An 18,628-nucleotide genomic window follows, 5' to 3' on the forward strand; every position below is an offset into this window, starting at 1 on the left:
AGCGGAGGCGGCGCCGCAAGCACGGCGGGTACCGCGGGTGGCGCGGGCGGAGCGGCGAGAACATCGGCGGGGGCCGTCCCGGCGCCGATCAGTGTCGCGATGAGCGGAACTGCTCCCGCCGCGACGACCGATCCGGCGGCACGCCGGGATCGGACCGTTGTCCTGTGCTTACCCATGGGTGCCTCTCTGCGGAGATGATCTGTTTGCCAGATATTAGCTCCGAAAGGGCGCCGGATCGGGGAGGTGAGCCGGTTCAGCCGACTTTGCGATCGCCACCCGGTTTCTCGGGCATGCCGGTGTCGACGGCTTCGGCGGTGACGGCCGGGGTGCCGGGGGAGGGGGCCGGGGGCCGGCGACCCGCCGCGCCGCGCACGATCTCCTCGCCCTCTTCGCTGTCGCCGTACACCGCCTCCAGGGCCAGGCGGGCGAAGATCCACTGCTCGGTAGCCGCCATCTGGCCACGGGTGCGTCCGAGGAAGGTGACGAACCACTGGATGATCGTGGTGATCCGGCTGCGGTAGCCGACCAGGTAGTACAGGTGCAGGCCGAGCCAGGCCAGCCAGGCGATGAAGCCGCCGAACTCGAGTTTGCCCACCTGGCAGACCGCGCTGAAACGCGAGATCGTCGCCATACTGCCCTTGTTGAAGTAGGAGAACGGCCTGCGTTCCTGTGCCGTCTGCTTACCCGCCAGCTCCGCCTTGATCTGTTTCGCGGCGTAGGTGGCGCCCTGGATGGCGCCCTGGGCCTGGCCCGGGACGCCCGGCACCGACATCAGATCGCCGACGACGAAGACGTTCGGATGTCCCTTGACGGTGAGATCGGGTTCCACCACGACCCGCCCGGCCCGGTCGACCTCGGTGCCGTCGGACTGGTCGGCGACCATCTTGCCCAGCGGGCTGGCCTGCACGCCGGCCGACCAGACCTTGCACGCCGATTCGATGCGGCGGCTGGTGCCGTCGGCGTCCTTCACCGTGACCCCGTGCGCGTCCACATCGGTGACCAGAGCGTTCAATTGGATCTCCACGCCCATCGATTCCAGGCGCCGCTGCGCTTTGCTGCCCAACTTCGGGCCCATCGGACCCAGGACCGCGCCCGCCCCCTCGACCAGGACCACCCGCGCGTCGCGGGGATCGATATTGTGGAAGGTGCCCTCCAGCGTGCGGTCGGCGAGTTCGGCTATCTGCCCGGCCAGCTCGACCCCGGTCGGCCCGGCGCCCACCACCACGAAGGTGAGCAGCCGGTCGCGCTCCTCTTGGGTCTGCGCCACCTCGGCCTGCTCGAACGCGCCGAGGATGCGGCCGCGCAGTTCCAGGGCGTCGTCGATGGTCTTCATACCCGGCGCGAAGGTGGCGAACTGGTCGTTGCCGAAATACGACTGCTGCGCACCGGTGGCGACGATGAGGCTGTCGTAGGGGGTGACCGTCGATTCGCCGAGCAGCACCGAGGTGACGGTGCGTTTCGTCAGATCGATCTCGGTGACCTCGCCCAGTAGCACCCGGGCGTTCTTCTGTTTGCGTAGCACGAGCCGGGTCGCCGGCGCGATCTCGCCGACCGACAGGATGCCGGTCGCGACCTGATAGAGCAGCGGCTGGAAGAGGTGGGTGGTGGTCTTGGAAATGAGGGTGACGTCGACATCGGCACGCTTGAGGTGCTTGGTGCCGAACAGGCCGCCGAAACCCGATCCGATGACGACGACGCGGTGCCGGCCGTTTCCAACAGGTTGCGTGCTCATGGTCGCTCCTCGCCAGCGGTGGGCCGGTGCTGCCCTGGTGATCATTTCCTGACAACGCACACGGTAGTAGCACTACCCGGATACGACACAGTCAGACGCCCGTTGTTCACTCGCGGTGGTGCGGCAACTCACCACGATAGCCATTGCGACAGGGTCTCGGCGGGAGGCCCGATGATACCGATTCGGTGGAATCGGCCGAGCCGGTGCAACAAAGACAATACGATGGATGCTGTCTCTCAGGAGGTTTCGCCATGGTCACCGTCGACCGTGTCGCCGCGCCCCGAGCGCGTGCGCGCACCGATACCGAGAATTCGGCGCTCATCGAGATCCCGCGCCGAAGTATGGTCGACCGGCTGCTGTTGAAGGTGCCGGACCGGCAGCGCACGCTGGCCACTCCACCCCACGGTAGCGACACCGTGGCCGTCCGTGGCGACGCGGGCCTGCCGTACCTGGGACGGACATTCCACTACATGCGCTGGGGTCCGGCCGAACTGCTGGACAAATACCGCCGCTTCGGTCCGGTCAACATCAACAGTTCCATGGGGATGGACCGGGTGTTCGCCGCCGGGCCCGAAGCGATCGACGAGGTGGTCGGCCGCCGCCGTCGCGATTTCGGGCAGGGCTGGGACTACTTCATCGGGCCCTTCTTCCGCCGTGGGCTGCTGCTGCTCGAATTCGACGAGCACATGTTCCACCGCCGGATCATGCAGCAGGCATTCACCCGGGAACGCCTGGAGGCCCACCTCGCCGAGCTGACCCCGGTGGTTCGCGCGAGTATCGGACGCTGGGTGCCCGAGGGCAGGGGTGCGAGCCGGACCGTGCAACTGTTCCCGGCGATCAAGGAACTGGCCCTCGATATCGCCGGCGAGACCTTCATGGCGGTCGAGGTCGGCGACCGGCGCAAGGATCTCACCGACGCCTTCGTCGCCTGCACCCACGCCGGCCTGGCCCTGATGCGTCACAGCGTGCCCGGCGGTAAGTGGCGCGCGGGGTTACGCGGCCGTGCCGTGCTCGAGCAGTACTTCACCGCAATGCTGCCGGAGAAGCGGCGCAGTGACGCCCCGGATTTCTTCTCGGGCCTGTGCCACGCGCGTGCCGAGGACGGGTCGGTGTTCAGTGACGCCGATGTGGTCAACCATATGATCTTCCTGATCATGGCAGCACACGATACGACCACGACCACCGCCACCGCCGTCGCCTACTACCTCGGCAAACATCCGGAATGGCAGCAGCGGGTGCGGGCGGAGGTGCGTGCGCTGGACCTGGACAACCAGTCGCCGACGATTGCCGATCTGGAGACCTTGCGCACGCTGGACCTTGTGGTCAAGGAGAGTCTGCGCCTCATGCCGCCGGTGCCCGGGATGGTGCGCCGCGCGGTGCGCGATACCGAGATCCTCGGCCACTACATCCCCGCCGGCACTCCGGTGGACCTCGGCTACCAGGTGAACCATCTGCTCGAGGAGTTGTGGACCGACCCCGAGGTCTTCGATCCGCTGCGGTTCTCCGAGGAGCGGCGCGAGGACAAATCGCACCGGCTGGCCTGGATGCCGTTCGGCGCCGGATCGCACAAGTGCATCGGGATGCACTTCGGCACGTTCGAGGTCAAGACGATCATTTCGGCGCTCGTCCGCGACTACGAGTGGAGCTTCCCGGAGGCCTACCGCATGCCGTGGGGTTTCACCACCATCCCGTTCCCGCGGGATGACGCACCGATGCGGTTGCGCCGGCTCACCTGAGCTGCCGACCGTGAAACGACTCCGGGCCCCGTCGCGCGACAGGGCCCGGAGTCGTTTCGTTCGCGGCGGTCAGCGACCGGCCAGCAGTTTTTCGGCGATCGTCGTATCGGTTTCGGCGCCCTCCTGGTAGCCGCCCTCACCGTTCATCGCGGTCATGATCGCGAGCGTGTAGCGCTCACCCGGTCCGGCGAAACCGACCGAGTTCACCACCCAGCCGCCCTGCTCCTCCGACCAGCCGTTCTTCAGGCCCGGCCGCATGGCCGCGCCGGCGCCCCACACGCCCCAGTGCTGGTTGGAATCGACCCGGCGCATCAGATCGAGCAGGTAGCCGCGATCGTCGGGGTGCATCCGGTCCAGCACATTGGACATGAGCCGGTCCAGATCGGCCGCGGTGGTCTTCTGGAAACCCCAGTTCGGGCGCCCGTTGGGCGAGGGCTCGGGCCGGAGGCTGGTCATCCCGTTCGCGCGGAACGCATTGTTGAACGCCTGGCCGTCGAGACCGGAGTACTTGTTCCACAGGATATCGGTGGCCTGGTCGTTGGAGGTGGCCATCATCTGCTCCATGAGCTGACGGTCCTCCGGCGGCAGGGTGATGGCCCCGACGCGGGCACGGTTGAGCAGATCCGAGGCGATGGCCAGTTTGATGGTGGACGCGGTGAACACCATGTCCTCCGCGTGCGGGCTGGCGTAGACCGCGCCGGTTTGGCGGTCACGGACGACGTAGCCGGTCACGCCGGGGCGGGACTCCAGATACGCGTTCACGGATTCGATGCGAGCGGCCAGATCGCAGTCGAAGCCGTTCGCGCAACCCTGGGTATGGGCGTGCGGTACGGCATCGGCTGCGGGCAGACCGGAGGGCACACCGGCGAACAGGATCGCGGCGGCGGCCAGGACAGTGGCGGGTGCGGCCACGCGGGAAGCCGCACCGGTGAGCAGGGGGTAACGCACGAGGAAACACCTTGTCATATCGGCGCTCTGCGCGCACGTTTTCCCCCCGACCGCTAGCGGACCCGCGCGGTGGCCTTCAGTGCGGCGGCGGTGCGGCCGTTGAGGCGATAACAGTGCTCGAATGCTTCGGTGTGCGCCTCGCGCGGCCACGAGTGCAGGACGACGGTGCGTCCGTAGTGCCGGGAGTTGACGAGCTCCCACCGGTCACCGGACCGGCGGACGGTGAATCCGTCCTTCGGTATCAAGGGCACAACCAGCGCTTTCATCGTCGCGAACCAGCCTTTCGTGCGGTAACCGTTCCTCCCGGGGTTGCACTGTGACACAGCGCGTCCGCGAGATCGCGGCCATACGACCGCGTGTCGGTGACTCATGTGCGCTAAATCACTGTGCGCTGGGTGTCGTTATCCGGTAAAAGCCGTTGGCGCTAGGGACATTCGGGGATGATCACCTGTCCCCGGGTTGTCCGCTCCGTCGTGGGGCCTTGGCGAGCGGTGTCGGAGGGCGGGCGTATAAACGGGTGGACGATACGCCCGCCCGAGCAGTGCGGACGTGACGAAGGACGGTGATCGGATCGAGCGGAAGGGCGGAGATGGCGCTGCACATCCACCGTGCCGAACGCGCGGACGCGCTGGCCACCGCCCTGGCCGCCCTGCTTGCCGAGCCGCTGCCCGATCCGTTCGACGCCGAAGTGGTCGCGGTTCCCGCCAAAGGCGTGGAACGCTGGCTGACACAGCAGCTCTCGGGCGTGCTGGGCGCTTCGGCGGCCGCCGGTGACGGTGTCGCGGCCAATATCCGGTTCCCCGCGCCGGCCGCACTGGTCGAGGAGATATCGGGCGCGATCAGCGGTTTCGGCCCGAACGAGGACCCGTGGTCGCCCGACCGGGTGGTGTGGACGCTGCTGCGCGTGATCGACGAGTCGGTGCGCGAACCGTGGTGTGCGGTGCTCGCCCGCCATCTCGGACTGGAGACCGGCGATCCGGACCCCGCCGGACCCGAGGCCGTACCCGCCGCCGGACCCGAGCACCGGCGCGGCCGCCGGTATGCGACCGCCGCCCGGCTGGCCGCGCTGTTCGCGAGCTACACGGTGCAGCGCCCGGCCCTGATCACCGAATGGTCGCGCGGCGACGACACCGACGGCACCGGCCGCCCGCTGCCCGACGACCTGGGCTGGCAACCGGCGCTGTGGCGGCGGCTGCGCGAGGCGGTCGGCGCGCCCGACCCGGCCGAACGACTGCACACCACCTGTGCGCGGTTGCGGGACGAGCCGGGTGTGGTGGATCTGCCGCCACGGCTGTCCCTCTTCGGCGCTACCCGGCTACCCGCCGCGCACCTGGCGGTGCTCACCGCGGTGGCCGAGCACCGCGAAGTGCATCTGTGGCTGACCCACCCCAGCCCGGCCATGTGGGAGGCGCTGTCCGGGCTCGATCCGGAACCCCGACGGGCACGCGACGATTCGGCCACCCGGGTACGGCATCCGCTGCTGGCGGGCCTGAGCCGGGACCTGCGCGAACTCCAGTTGCGCCTGCCCGCGGCCGCCACCGACGTGCGGTATCCGGATCGGGCGGGCGCCGGGATCCGGGCCGGTACCGCGGCGGCGCCCCCGGACGACGCTCCCGGCCGCGACGACCCGCCGGCGACACTGCTGACACAGGTCCAGCAGCACATCCGCGACGACCGCTGGCCGCCCGCTCCGGGGGCCGCCCGTGCGGACGGCAGCGTGCAGGTTCACGCCTGCCACGGCCCGGTCCGGCAGGTGGAAGTACTCCGGGAGTGCCTGCTCGGCCTCTTCGCCGCCGACCCGACACTCGAACCCCGGGATGTGCTGATCATGTGCCCGGAGGTCGAGACCTTCGCCCCGCTGCTGCGCGCCGCTTTCGGGCACCCCGGCCCGGTGGGCGCGGACCAGCGTGCCGGGTCCGGGCATCCGGGCCACCGGTTGCGGGTGCGGCTCGCCGACCGCGGCCGGGCCGTCACCAACCCGCTGCTCGGCGTGGTGGGGACCCTGCTGGGACTGGCCCGCAGCCGGGTCACCGTCACCGAGGTGCTGGATCTGGCGGCCGGCGAGCCGGTGCGCCGCGCCTGCGGTTTCGACGACGACGATATCGAGCGGTTGCGGGAATGGGCGGTCGAGGCCGGTGCCCGGTGGGGCATCGGCCGGCGACAGCGGCAGGCGTTCGGGCTGGGTGATTTCGAGCAGAACACGGTGAACGCGGCGGTGGACCGGATACTGCTGGGAGTCACCGCCGCCGAGACGTCCGGGAGCTGGCTGGACCGGGTGCTGCCGCTCGACGATGTGGACAGCAACGATATCGACCTGGCCGGCCGGTTCGCCGAATACGTCGACCGGCTCGCCTCGGTGCTGCGGGATCTCCAGGGGCCCGGCCCCGCGGCGCAATGGTCCGCGGTACTGGACCGGGCCCTGGATCTGCTGACCGATGTGCCGGAGTCGCAGGCGTGGATCCGTACCGAGGCGCGCCGGGAACTGACGGCGGCCACCGCTCACGCCGGTGATGTCGAGCTGGGGCTGGCCGATCTCACCGGCCTGCTGCAGGAGCGCCTCGCGGCCGCGCCGGCCCGGGCCAACTTCCGCACCGGCGAGCTCACCGTGTGCGGTCTGTCCCCGATGCGCTCGGTGCCGCACCGCGTGGTGGTGCTGCTCGGCGTGGACGACGAGAACTTCCCGCGCGGTGCCGGTGTCGACGGCGACGAGGTGCCGGCCCGTGAACCGCTGCTGGGCGAACGTGATCCGCGCTCCGAGGACCGGCAGCTGCTGCTGGACGCGATCACCGCCGCCCGCGACACCCTGGTGGTCGTGCATACCGGCGCCGATCCTGTCACCGGTGCCTACCGGCCGCCCGCCGTGCCCATCGCCGAACTCCTCGATGCGCTGCGTGCGCATGTCGGGGCCGCGGGGATGGCCGAGGTGCTCACCCGCCATCCGCTGCAGGCGCACGATCCGCGCAATTTCGCCGCCGGGCGGCCGTTCGGGTTCGATACCGTCGCGTTCGCGGGCGCCCGGGCGATGGGCGCGCCGCCTGCCGCGCCGCCGGAACTGCTCGCCCGCACCCTGCCCGGCGCCGAGACCACCGAGATCGGATTGGCCGAGCTGATCGCCTTCCTGGAACATCCCGTGCGCGGTTTCCTGTGGCAGCGGCTCGGTGTGCGGGTCCCCGACCAGGACGACGATATCGCCGACCGGCTGCCCATCGAATTCGGTGGACTCGATACCTGGGCGCTGGGTGAGCGAATGCTCGCCGCCCGGCTGGCCGGCGCCGACCCGGCCGAACTGCGGGCCGCGGAATGGCGGCGCGGGATCCTGCCGCCCGCCGAACTCGGCCGGGCCGTACTGAACGACGTGGAACGTACCGTCGAAACCCTGGTCCGGGCAGCCGGCCCCGACTACGTCCAACCCCCGCGCGATATCGATATCTCGTTCGATCTCGGCGACGGGCGCCGGCTCACCGGCACGGTCGCCGAGGTACGCGGGGATCTGCTGGTGCGTACTACGTATTCGCGGGTGGCCCCCAAGCACCGGCTCGCGGCGTGGGTTTCGCTGCTGGCGCTGGCGGTCACCGACGAACGGTCATGGCGGGCGGCGGTCACCGGCCGGGGCCGTTTCCCGACGCCGGCCTGGCGCGCCGAGCTGACCGCGCCCGGTGCGACCGAGGCGACGACGATCTTGCGCACCCTGGTCGCGCTGCGCGATACCGGTCTCACCGAACCGCTGCCCATCTCCACGGCCACCACCGCGGCCTACGCCGAGGCGCGGTACCGGCGGCTGCCACCGGAAGAGGCGATCGCCGCCGCCGACCGCGAATTCGGCGGCGGGGACAAGACCAGGGATTTCGCCGAGCACACCGACCGGAATCTGCGGTACGTCTGGGGTCCGGCTCCCGATCTGCGCGATCTCGTCGCCGCGCCCGCACCGGCAGGGGAACCGATCGAGCACACCCGTTTCGGGTCGATCGCGCGCCGCCTCTGGGTGCCGCTGCTGCGCGCCGAACAGCAGGGGGCGCCGTGACCGCCGCAGTCGCCGGCCGCCGTGGGACGGAGCAGCTGTGACCATTACCGCGCCCGCCCCACCGGCCGAGCCGGGCAATGCGTTCGAGCTCTGCGGCCCACTGCCGCAGGGCACCACCGTGCTCGAGGCGAGTGCCGGAACCGGCAAGACCTACGCCATCGTCGGGCTCGCCGTCCGCTATGTCGCCGAGGCCGGCGTGGACATCTCCCGGCTGCTCCTGGTCACCTTCAGCCGCGCGGCGACCCAGGAACTGCGGATGCGCACCCGTGACAGGTTCGTCGCCGTCGCCGCCGCACTGGCCGACCCCGAGGCGGCCCGCGTCTCCTCCGACGAATTGATCCGCCATCTGGCCGCCGCGGACTCCGCGGAGGTGCGGGCACGGCGGACCAGGTTGCGGGCCGCGCTCTCGGATTTCGATGCCGGGGTCATCGCGACCACCCACAGCTTCTGCCAGCGCATGCTGGCCGAGCTCGGTCTGGCAGGTGATCTGGAACCCGGTGCGCGTCTGGTGGAGGAGGCCGACGACCTCGTCCGCACCGTCGTCGACGATCTGTACCTGAGCCGCTTCGCACGGACCGCCGCGCCGTTCTCGGTGAAACAGGCGCAGCGGTTCGCGCTCGCGGCGGTACGTGACCGGCAGGCCCGGCTCGCGCCCGATACCGATGAGGCCTCGGCGCAGCGGGTCGCCTTCGCGGCCGCGGTCCGAGCCGAAACCGAACGCCGGAAACGGCTGGCGGGAGTGCGGGACTTCGACGATCTGCTGGTATTGCTGCGCGATATCCTTGCCGACCCGGCGCGGGGGCCGGCCGCGTGCCGGCGTATCCGGGACCGCTACCAGGTGGTTCTCGTCGACGAATTCCAGGACACCGATCCGCTGCAGTGGGAGATCCTGCGCCGGGCCTTCCACGGCCACCACCCGCTGGTGCTGGTGGGCGATCCCAAACAGGCCATCTACGCGTTCCGGGGCGCGGAGGTGCTGAGCTATCTGGACGCGGTCGCGCATGCCACCGCCCGCCGTGAGCTCACCACCAACCGGCGCAGCGATGCCGGGCTGCTCGCCGCGCTCGAACATCTGCTGGGCGGGGCGGCTCTCGGGCACGACGAGATCGTGGTCCCCGCCGTGACGCCCACCCAGCCGTGGAGCCGGTTGCGCGGTCCCGCCGAGTTGATCACCCCACTGCGCCTGCGATGCCTGCCGCGAACGGGCGCGGGCCCCCGTGGCGCCTCGGGGTTCCCCAATATCCACCGGCAGCGGGCCCGGGTCGCGGCCGATGTGGCGGCCGATATCGTCGCTCTGCTCGAATCCGGTTCGGTTGTGACGGATTCGCCGGGGACCCGGGCGGGGCAGTCCGGCCCGGACGGCACGGGCGGCGACTCGCGGGAACGGGTGGTGGGCCCCGGCGATATCGCGGTGCTGGTCCGTACCCACACCCAGCTCGAGGTGGTGCGGGCCGCGCTGGAACGTGCCGGTGTTCCGGTGGTCCTGGCCGGGGGCAGCAGTATTTTCGCGACCCGCAGTGCCACCGATTGGCTGTGGGTGCTGCGCGCACTGGAGCAGCCGCATCGTGCCGACCGGGTCCGGCTGGCCGCGCTCACCCCGCTGTTCGGGTACACCGCCGCCGAGATCGATACCGGGGGAGCGGATCTCGTCGGCCGGGTGAGTGCCGATCTGCGCGACGCGGCCCGGTTGTTCGCCCGGGCCGGCTTCGCCGCCGTATTCGACGAGCTCGCCACCGGGACCCGGTTGGCGCCGCGATTGCTCGCGGTCGAGCACGGCGAGCGCCGGCTCACCGATATCCGGCATCTCGCCCAGTTGCTCGACGAGGTCTCGGTCACCGAGGGCCTCGGTCTCACCGCGCTCACCCGGTGGCTGGCCGACCGGGTCCGCGATCCCGCGTCGGGGTCGGTGCCGGGCCGCAGCCGCCGGCTCGACCGGGATATCGCGGCCGTGCAGATCGCGACCGTGCACGCCAGTAAGGGACTCGAGTTCCCGGTCGTCTACCTCCCGTTCGCCTGGGACAGTTCCGCCGATCCCAAACCCGCCACGCTGCTCATGCACGAGGACGGCGTGCGGGTGCTGGATATCGGTGGGCCGGACGCCCCGGGGTACCCGGCGCGCAAGGTACGCGCCGACAGCGAATCCGCGGGTGAGGAACTGCGCCTGTGCTACGTGGCGCTGACCCGGGCGTGCTGCCAGGTGGTCGCCTGGTGGGCGCCCTCGTTCGGCACCGCCACCGCCCCGCTGCACCGGTTGCTGTTCGGCCGGGCCCCCGGGACGGCGCAACCGAGCGCGCGGGCCGCGGTCCCCGAGGACACCGCGGTGGTCGAGCTCCTTCGGGCGCGGGCGGCCGGCGCGGGCGAGTCGATCTCGGTGACCGCCGCCGATCCCGCCGCCGACCCACCGGTATATCGGCCACCGGCCGACGCCCTGCCGGGTGCGGTGGCCGTTGCCGTCTTCGATCGTGAGATCGACGAGCACTGGCGGCGCACCTCGTATTCGGCGCTGACCGCGGCCGCGCATTCGCCGGTCCCAGAGCCCGACGCGACGGAACCGCCCGGCCCCGGTGACGAGCCCGAGGCCCCGGCGCCGCTGGCCGAACCCGAACCCGGCGCGCCGTCGCTGATGAACGAACTGCCCTACGGCGCCGAATTCGGCACTCTGGTGCACGGTGTGCTGGAGCGCGTCGACACCGGGGCGCCGGATCTGGTCGCCGAGGTACGGGCGCGGTGCACCGAGGCGATCGGTGAAATGCTCTCCACCGCCGACCCGGAACTGCTGACCACGGCCCTGGTGGAGGTTCTGCGCACCCCGATCGGTTTCGGCGCCCTCGCCGATATCGCGGGCCGGGACCGGTTGTGCGAACTCGAATTCGAACTGCCCCTCGCCGGCGGTGACCTCCCGGCCGGCGCGTCCGCCACACTGGGGCGTATCGCCGCCGCCGTGCGCGCGCATCTGCCCCCCGGCGACGAATTCCACACCTACGCGGACGAACTCGACACTCTCGAGGATGTACCGTTGCGCGGATATCTCACCGGCAGTATCGATGCGGTGCTGCGCACCCCGGATCGGCGCTACGTCATCGTGGACTACAAGACGAACCGGCTGGGTACCGGCGACCTCACCGTCGCCCATTACACCCGCGACCGGATGGCCGCGGAGATGGTCCGCTCCCACTATCCACTGCAGGCGCTGCTGTACTCGGTCGCGCTGCACCGGTACCTGCGCTGGCGGCTTCCCGGCTACGACCCCGCCGTCCACCTCGGGGGTATCCGCTACCTCTTCGTGCGCGGCATGATCGGGCCCGGCACGCCCGCGGGCGCCGGAGTTTTCGACTGGACACCGCCGCCCGGGCTGATCGTCGCCCTGTCGGATCTACTCGCCGGAGGTGCGCGGTGATCCCCATCCGGGTGGCGCAGCGGGGGACCGGGATACTGCGCGAGTTCAACGAGGCGGGGGTGCTCTCGGCGGCCGATGTGCACGTGGCCGAACGACTGGGCAGATTCGGCGGGGAGGACCGGGAACTGGTCTTGTTCGCCGCCGCGCTGGCGGTGCGCGCCGTGCGGTCGGGGTCGGTGTGCCTGGATCTCACCCGGATGCGGGATATCGGTGTGGACGCCGACGAGGAACGGGCGGAGTTGCTCGTCGATCCCGCGGATCTGCCGTGGCCGGAGGAGGCACGCGTCGTCGAGGCCTTGCGGGAGAGCCCGCTGGTGCTGGGCGGCCCGGCCGGGCCGTTGCGCCCGCTGCGGCTCACCGAGCCCTCCCGGGCGGGCACGGGCCCGCTGCTCTACCTGGACCGGTACTACCAGCAGGAGCAGATCATCCGCCGGGTGCTCACCGCGCGTGCCGCCGACCATCCGGTCACCGACCCCGCGGTGGTGCGACGCGAACTGGACCGGTTGTTCGGCCCACCGGCCGGTGTGGTGGACCGGCAGCGCATCGCCGCCGCGCTCGCCGCCACCCACTGGACCACGGTCGTCGCCGGTGGCCCCGGGACGGGTAAGACGCACACCATCGCCCGCATCCTCGCATTGCTCGTCGCGCAGCACGCGAGCGCCGCGCCGCCGCGGATCGCGCTGGCCGCGCCCACCGGGAAGGCGGCCGCCCGGTTGCAGGAGGCCGTGCGGGACCAGGCGCCCACCCTGGGTCTCCCGGAGCTGTCCGCCGCGACGCTGCACCGGCTGCTCGGCTGGCAACGTGGGCGCACCACCCGATTCCGCTATCACGAACACAACCGGCTGCCCTATGACGTGGTGGTCGTCGACGAGACGTCCATGGTCTCGCTGACCATGATGAGCAGGCTGCTCGCGGCGCTGCGGCCCGATACCCGGCTCGTCCTGGCCGGCGACCCGGATCAGCTCGCCTCGGTGGACGCGGGTGCGGTACTGGCCGATATGGTCGCCGCCCCGTTTCCCGGGGCCGCCGACCCCTCGTTCGAGGAACTGCTCGGCGGCGAACTCGCGGCGGCCCGGGAGTCCGGGACCGCCGGCGCGGGCCCGGCCGATGACGAGGCGCTCACCGAAACGGAACGCAACCGGTTGCGCGGTGGGATCATCCGGTTGACCCGGGGCCGCCGGTTCGGCGGCCGGATCGCCGATCTCGCCGTCGCTGTCCGGGCCGGCGATACCGATACCGCGCTCGAATTGCTGCGGGCCGGCGGCGAGATGCTCGAGCTGGCCGGCCCGGACGATATCGCCGCCGTCCGCGCCGATATCGTCACCACCGCGCAGCGGGTCACCGCCGCCGCTCGGGCAGGGGACGCGCCGGCCGCGCTCGCGGCCTTCGAATCGCATCGGCTGCTGTGCGCCCACCGCCGCGGTCCGTACGGGGTCGAACACTGGGACCGCACCGCCGCCGAATGGGCCGCGGCCGCGGGGTCCGGACCCGAGAACCGGTACGGCACCTGGTATCCGGGGCAGCCCCTGCTGGTGACCGCCAACGACCACGAGGCCCGGATCTACAACGGCGACACCGGCGTGGTGGTCTGCCGCCCGGACGGGTCGCTGCGGGTGGCGCTACAGCGCGGGGACCAGCCCTTCCTGGTCCATCCGACCCAGTTCCCGGCCGTGGTCACGGTGTTCGCCACGACCATCCATCGCAGCCAGGGCAGCCAGTACGACGCGGTGACCATCGTGCTCCCGGAACCGGGTTCGAGTCTGCTCACCCGGGAACTGCTCTACACCGCGATCACCCGCGCCCGCAAGCATGTTCGCATCCTGGGGACCGAGGAGGCCATCCGTGCGGCGATCGATCGGCATGTGCTGCGCGCCAGCGGCCTGAGCCTGGACGACGCGAGCGTGGTGTCCGGCTGGGAACACTGATCTCGCCGGTCGGTTGCAGGTCGACCGGGGAGAGCTGCCGTCAGGCACCGGGGGAATCGTCCGGGGCCGCCGGGAAGATCCCGGGCAGGCTCATCGCGTACTGCATATCGCCGATATTGCCCAGGGTGGCCAGTACCACGCGGATCATGGTCGTGCGGGCCGCGGCCACGGTCTCGGGATCCGGTTCGCCGCCCGGTTCGGCGGCCGCCGAGATCCGGTAGACCACGTATTCGCACACGTGCAGCGCCGCGTCGAGATCGAGTGGTGCGGGAACCGGGCGGCCCAGTTCGGTGAACTTGGTGCGGACGATCGCGCGGATACCGTCCAGCGCGTTGTTGCGGTACGCCGATACCGGCGACCCGGGGTCGTGGAGTTCGGCGAACAGCGGCCGCAGCATGGGGCCGTGCCCGCGCGCCCAGCCGAGGTAGGCGTCGATGAGCCGGATCCCGAGATCCACGCCCTCCCCGGACGCCTCGAGGGCAGCGGCGATCCCGCCGACGAGTTCGGCATTGGAGATATCGAGGATCGCGTTGAGCGGTTCGGTGGCGTTGGCGAAGTAGCGGTAGAAGGTCGGGCGCGACAGGCCAGCCTGCTCGATGATCTGCGCGACGCTCGACCCCCGGGAGCCGTTGCGGGTGAACACCTCGCCGGTGGCCCGCACGATCCGGGCGCGCACCTGATCGGCCTGTTCCGGCGTCTGCGGTGGCCGGCCGCGCCGCGGTGTCCGCTCGCGCCGCGGTGTCCGCTCGATATCCGAGGCGTTCACGACGCGGCCTCCGGCGGGTCTGTGAGATCCCACAGCCTTCGGCGGTCCGGGACTGTTGCGCGGAACGGAGCCCTTGACACGGCGTACGGCACGAGGATTACCCTAACACCACTGTTTCATTAATCATTTCCGCTGTGGTTCTGCGGCCGCGGCGCGCGAACGCCCAGGAGAACGCCGACGATGACGACCGCCCAGCGTCCCACCGCCACCGGCGCGCTGACCCCGGATCTGGTGCACCCGCTGCTCGCGCGGGCCGCGGCCGGCGGCGCCCCGGCCGTCACGGTGCACGCACCGGCCACCGGGGAGCGGATCGCCGAGTTGCCGCAGTCCTCGGTCGCCGATATCGAGGCCGCGTTCGACCGCGCGCGGACCGCGCAGCGGCGGTGGGCGCGGGTTCCGGTCCGCGAGCGGGCCGCGGTACTGCGGCGCTTCCACGATCTGGTGCTGGCCGAACAGGACACCATCCTCGATATCGTGCAGACCGAAACGGGAAAATCCCGGGCGCACGCCTTCGACGAGGTCGGCGATGTCGCGGTCAACTCCCGGTACTACGCCGCCACCGCGCCCAAACTCCTCGCGCGCCGTAATCCGCGCGGCGTGCTGCCGGTGCTCACCGATGTGCAGGTACATCAGCGGGCCAAGGGCGTGGTCGCGGTGATCTCGCCGTGGAACTATCCCCTCGCCCTGGCGGTCTCCGACGCGCTGCCCGCGCTGGTCGCGGGGAACGCGGTGGTCGGCCGCCCCGACAACCAGACCGCGCTGACCGCGCTGTGGGCGGTGGACGCGGCGGTCCGTGCCGGCCTCCCGGAGGATCTCTGGCAGATCGTGCTGGGTCGTGGATCGGTGATCGGCGGCGAGGTGATCGACCGCGCCGACTACGTCGACTACACCGGTTCCAGCGCCACCGGCCGGACCATCGGCCGGCAGGCCGGCGAACGTCTCATCGGCTGCTCGCTCGAACTCGGTGGCAAGAACCCGCTGCTGGTGCTGTCGGACGCGGATCCGGCCGCGGCCGCCCGCACCGCGGTCCGGGCCAGTTTCGCCTCGGCCGGTCAGCTCTGCGAATCCATGGAACGCATCTATGTCCACGAGGCCGTGCACGATCGTTTCGTGGACGAATTCGTCACGGCAGTGAAGGCGTTGAAACTGGGGTCGCCGCTGGACTACTCCACCGATATGGGTTCGCTGACCTTCCGGCGGCAACTCGATACGGTCCGCGCCCATGTCGACGACGCCGTCGCCAAGGGAGCGACGGTGCTCGCCGGTGGTGTCCACCGCCCCGACCTCGGCCCGTACTTCTACGAACCCACCGTGCTCACCGATGTCACCGCCGAGATGACGGTCTACCGGGAGGAGACCTTCGGCCCGGTCGTCTCGATCTACAAGGTGGCCACCGACGACGAGGCCGTCACCCAGGCCAACGACACCCCCTACGGGCTCAATGCCAGTGTCTGGACCCGCAGTGCCGCCCGCGGCCGCGAATTCGCCGCCCGGATCAATGCGGGCTCGGTGAACGTGAACGAGGGTTTCATCGCCGCGTGGGGTAGCGCCGACGCGCCGTCGGGCGGTATGGGTATCTCCGGAACCGGCCGCCGGCACGGTCCGGAGGGGCTGTTGAAGTACGTCGACACCCAGACCATCGCGGTGCAACGGATGCTGCCGATCGCGCCGTTGCCGGGGATGTCGGAGGCGATGTGGGCGAAGACCATGACACTCTACTTCCGGGTCATGAAGACGCTGCGCCAGAAGTAGGCCACTGCCTCAGCTCACTGCGACGACAAGGATCCGAAACCGATGAAACTGGATACCGTGGCCGGTAAGAAGGTGCTGGTCACCGGGGCCGCCATGGGCCTGGGCAAACTCTTCGCCGCCCGGGCGGTGCGCGAGGGCGCCGCCGCCGTGGTGCTCTGGGATATCAACGACACCGCCCTGCGCGAGACCGCGGCCGAATTGACCGCCGCCGGCGGCACCGTGCACACCTATACGGTCGACGTCTCCGACAGCGACGCGGTCGCCGCGGCCGCGGCCTCGGTGCGGGTCGACGTCGGTGATATCGACGTGCTGGTGAACAATGCCGGCATCGTCCGCGGTAACACCTACTTCTGGGAAACGAAGGACCGCGGCGACATCGACAAGACCATGGCGATCAATTCGCTGGCGCCGATGTATGTGACCCTGGAATTCCTGCCGGCGATGGTCGCCGGGACCACCGAGGCCCGGGTGCTCACCATCGCCTCCTCGGCCGGGCTCGTGCACAACCCCCGCATGAGTGTGTACGCCGCCTCGAAATGGGCGGCGCTGGGCTGGTCGGACTCGGTGCGTATCGAACTCGAGCAGGCCGGTCACGACCATGTCAAGGTCACCACCGTATGTCCGACCTACATCGACACGGGCATGTTCGAGGGCGCCAAGGGATTCTGGCTCACTCCGATCCTGGACCCGCACAAGGTCGTCGAGAAGTCCTGGACCGAGATGAAGAAGGGCACGCCGGTCGTGGTCCTGCCGTGGACCTCGCGCCTGAACAAGGCGCTGTCGGGGGTGCTGCCGGTCAAACTGCGGGATCTGTTCCTCAACACCGTCGGCGTGTACCACTCGATGGACGAGTTCACCGGCCGGAAGTAGCCGGACGGCGGCCGACGGCCACGGTGGCGTCGAGCTCCGATGAGCGCACGATCCGGGCGGTGAGCCCGCCGGCGGTGAGCAGTTCGCGGGCGGCCGGCACCTGATCCACACCGATCTCGATCAGCAGACTCCCGCCCGGCGCCAGCCATCCGGCCGCCGTCGCGGCGGTGCGCCGGGCCAGCGCCAGGCCGTCGGGCCCCCCGTCGAGAGCGGCCTGGGGTTCGTGGTCGCGGGCCTCCGGTGGCAGCCGCGCGATCAGACCGGTGGGCACATACGGGGTGTTGGCCAGCAGAATATCGATCCGGCCGCGCAGGTCTTCCGGTAACGCACCGAAGAGATCGCCCTGGTGCACCCGGCCGCCGACCGCCGCGAGATTGTCGCGGGCGCAGGCCACCGCGACGGGGTCGATATCGGCGGCCACCAATTCCACCGGCCGCGGGCCGAGTTCGTCGACCAGGGCCAGCCCCAATGCCCCCGAGCCACAGCACAGGTCGACCACCGTGCGCACCGGATGAGCCGCGGCCAGCGCCAGCGCTTCCTCCACGAGCAGGGCCGAACGCTGCCGCGGTACGAATACTCCCTCCCGGACGCCGATCCGGATGCCGCGGAAACGTACCCAGCCGAGCAGATGCTCCAGCGGGCTGCCCGCGATCCGGCGGGCCAGCAGGCCGGCCAGCTCCTCGTCGGAAGCCGCCGCTTCGATCAACAGCTGCGCTTCCTCCTCCGCGAACACGCATCCGGCGGCGCGGAGCTGCCGGATGATCTCGGCGGTGTCGGTCATGGGCACAGTCTGTCGGCTGCGCGCGCGGTGCGCACCGGAAATACGGGTGCGCCCGCCGGCTACCGATCGGCGAAGGACCAGACGGCGGCCGGCCTGCCGGTGGCCTTGGTGCGGCGGCGTTCGTCGGTCTTGTGCAGCCCGGGTATACCGGCGAGTGTGCGGTTCAGGTTCGCCGCATCGGGCCGGGCGCCCAGCAGGGAGGTGGTGAGGTCCACCGCACGGGTCGCCGGGAACTCGTCGCCGAGCAGGGCGCGGGTGAGCGCCAGGTCCTTCCAGAGCAGCCCCGAGAGCATGCCGCGCGCCGCCGCCACGATGCTGTCGTGGTCGAAGGCCAGAGCGGGTGGTTCGTCGAACGACACCCACTGCGCGGGGCCGTCGTGCCGGCCGGTCACCGCCCACATGACGATGGACAGGGTGGGTCCGCGGGGGTCGCGGTGGGGTTCGTCGAAGGTCACCAGCTGGCCGACCGGGCCGATGGCGTCGCCGGGTACGCCCAGTTTGGTGTGCACGGCCCGGCGTGCCGCCTCGGCGAGGCGTTCGCCGCGTCCCAGCAGGACACCGGGTAATGCGACGTGCCCGGTGAAGGGCTCGTGCTGCCGCGCCGCAATTCCGAAGGTGGCCGCGGCGTCGTCGGCCCAGAACCGCAACGCCACGACATCCACCGATACCGCCGATTGGTCCACAGCACCCATACTGCCGT

Annotated in this window: 12 protein-coding genes; 6 read left to right on the top strand and 6 right to left on the bottom strand. The window is 70.7% G+C overall.

The window, feature by feature from the left end:
- Positions 1-253: 253 nt before the first annotated feature.
- Positions 254-1,732, bottom strand: coding sequence for an NAD(P)/FAD-dependent oxidoreductase (locus ON38_RS10175; protein WP_083872494.1), 1,479 nt, complete (start codon positions 1,730-1,732; stop codon positions 254-256).
- A 251-nt stretch (positions 1,733-1,983) separates the two neighbouring features.
- Between ON38_RS10175 and ON38_RS10180 the strand changes: the two genes are divergently transcribed.
- Entirely contained in the window at positions 1,984-3,468 is a 1,485-nt protein-coding gene (locus tag ON38_RS10180) for a cytochrome P450 (RefSeq protein ID WP_039824291.1), read from the top strand.
- Between the two features lie 69 nt (positions 3,469-3,537).
- Here ON38_RS10180 and ON38_RS10185 read toward each other — a convergent pair whose 3' ends face one another.
- Positions 3,538-4,416: a serine hydrolase gene (locus ON38_RS10185; protein ID WP_306306663.1), complete on the bottom strand. Its 879-nt coding sequence runs from the start codon at positions 4,414-4,416 to the stop codon at positions 3,538-3,540.
- A 53-nt stretch (positions 4,417-4,469) separates the two neighbouring features.
- Positions 4,470-4,682: a hypothetical protein gene (locus ON38_RS10190; RefSeq protein ID WP_039824292.1), complete on the bottom strand. Its 213-nt coding sequence runs from the start codon at positions 4,680-4,682 to the stop codon at positions 4,470-4,472.
- A gap of 323 nt (positions 4,683-5,005) precedes the next feature.
- Here ON38_RS10190 and recC point away from each other — a divergent pair, with 323 nt between their 5' ends.
- Genes recC through recD form a run of 3 tightly spaced genes read left to right on the top strand, consistent with a single transcriptional unit; the run spans position 5,006 to position 13,759 of the window.
- Positions 5,006-8,437, top strand: coding sequence for an exodeoxyribonuclease V subunit gamma (gene recC / locus ON38_RS10195; RefSeq protein ID WP_039824293.1), 3,432 nt, complete (start codon positions 5,006-5,008; stop codon positions 8,435-8,437).
- A gap of 37 nt (positions 8,438-8,474) precedes the next feature.
- Positions 8,475-11,834 (top strand): UvrD-helicase domain-containing protein, encoded by a 3,360-nt coding sequence (locus ON38_RS10200; RefSeq protein WP_051164569.1) that lies wholly within the window; start codon positions 8,475-8,477, stop codon positions 11,832-11,834.
- Complete coding sequence (gene recD, locus ON38_RS10205) at positions 11,831-13,759, top strand: exodeoxyribonuclease V subunit alpha (RefSeq protein ID WP_039824294.1); 1,929 nt, start codon at positions 11,831-11,833, stop codon at positions 13,757-13,759. Before ON38_RS10200 ends, recD begins: the two co-directional genes overlap by 4 nt.
- Before the next feature lie 40 nt (positions 13,760-13,799).
- Here recD and ON38_RS10210 read toward each other — a convergent pair whose 3' ends face one another.
- Complete coding sequence (locus ON38_RS10210; protein ID WP_245563988.1) at positions 13,800-14,525, bottom strand: TetR/AcrR family transcriptional regulator; 726 nt, start codon at positions 14,523-14,525, stop codon at positions 13,800-13,802.
- Between the two features lie 180 nt (positions 14,526-14,705).
- Between ON38_RS10210 and ON38_RS10215 the strand changes: the two genes are divergently transcribed.
- Both ON38_RS10215 and ON38_RS10220 read left to right on the top strand, forming a co-directional pair.
- Positions 14,706-16,277, top strand: coding sequence for a succinic semialdehyde dehydrogenase (locus ON38_RS10215; protein ID WP_039824295.1), 1,572 nt, complete (start codon positions 14,706-14,708; stop codon positions 16,275-16,277).
- A gap of 42 nt (positions 16,278-16,319) precedes the next feature.
- Positions 16,320-17,147, top strand: a complete 828-nt coding sequence (locus tag ON38_RS10220; protein ID WP_039824297.1) for an SDR family NAD(P)-dependent oxidoreductase — start codon at positions 16,320-16,322, stop codon at positions 17,145-17,147.
- Here ON38_RS10220 and ON38_RS10225 read toward each other — a convergent pair.
- The gene (locus tag ON38_RS10225) at positions 17,131-17,928 is read right to left on the bottom strand and encodes a putative protein N(5)-glutamine methyltransferase (RefSeq protein ID WP_039824298.1); all 798 of its coding nucleotides are present in this window, start codon (positions 17,926-17,928) and stop codon (positions 17,131-17,133) included. The two genes, ON38_RS10220 and ON38_RS10225, sit on opposite strands and share 17 nt — an antisense overlap.
- Positions 17,929-17,987: 59 nt before the next feature.
- A complete protein-coding gene (locus tag ON38_RS10230) occupies positions 17,988-18,611 on the bottom strand; it encodes an NUDIX hydrolase (RefSeq protein WP_083872498.1) in 624 nt (207 codons plus the stop codon).
- Between the last annotated feature and the right edge of the window lie 17 nt (positions 18,612-18,628).

The organism is Nocardia testacea NBRC 100365 (assembly GCF_000308775.1).
GTDB lineage: Bacteria > Actinomycetota > Actinomycetes > Mycobacteriales > Mycobacteriaceae > Nocardia > Nocardia testacea.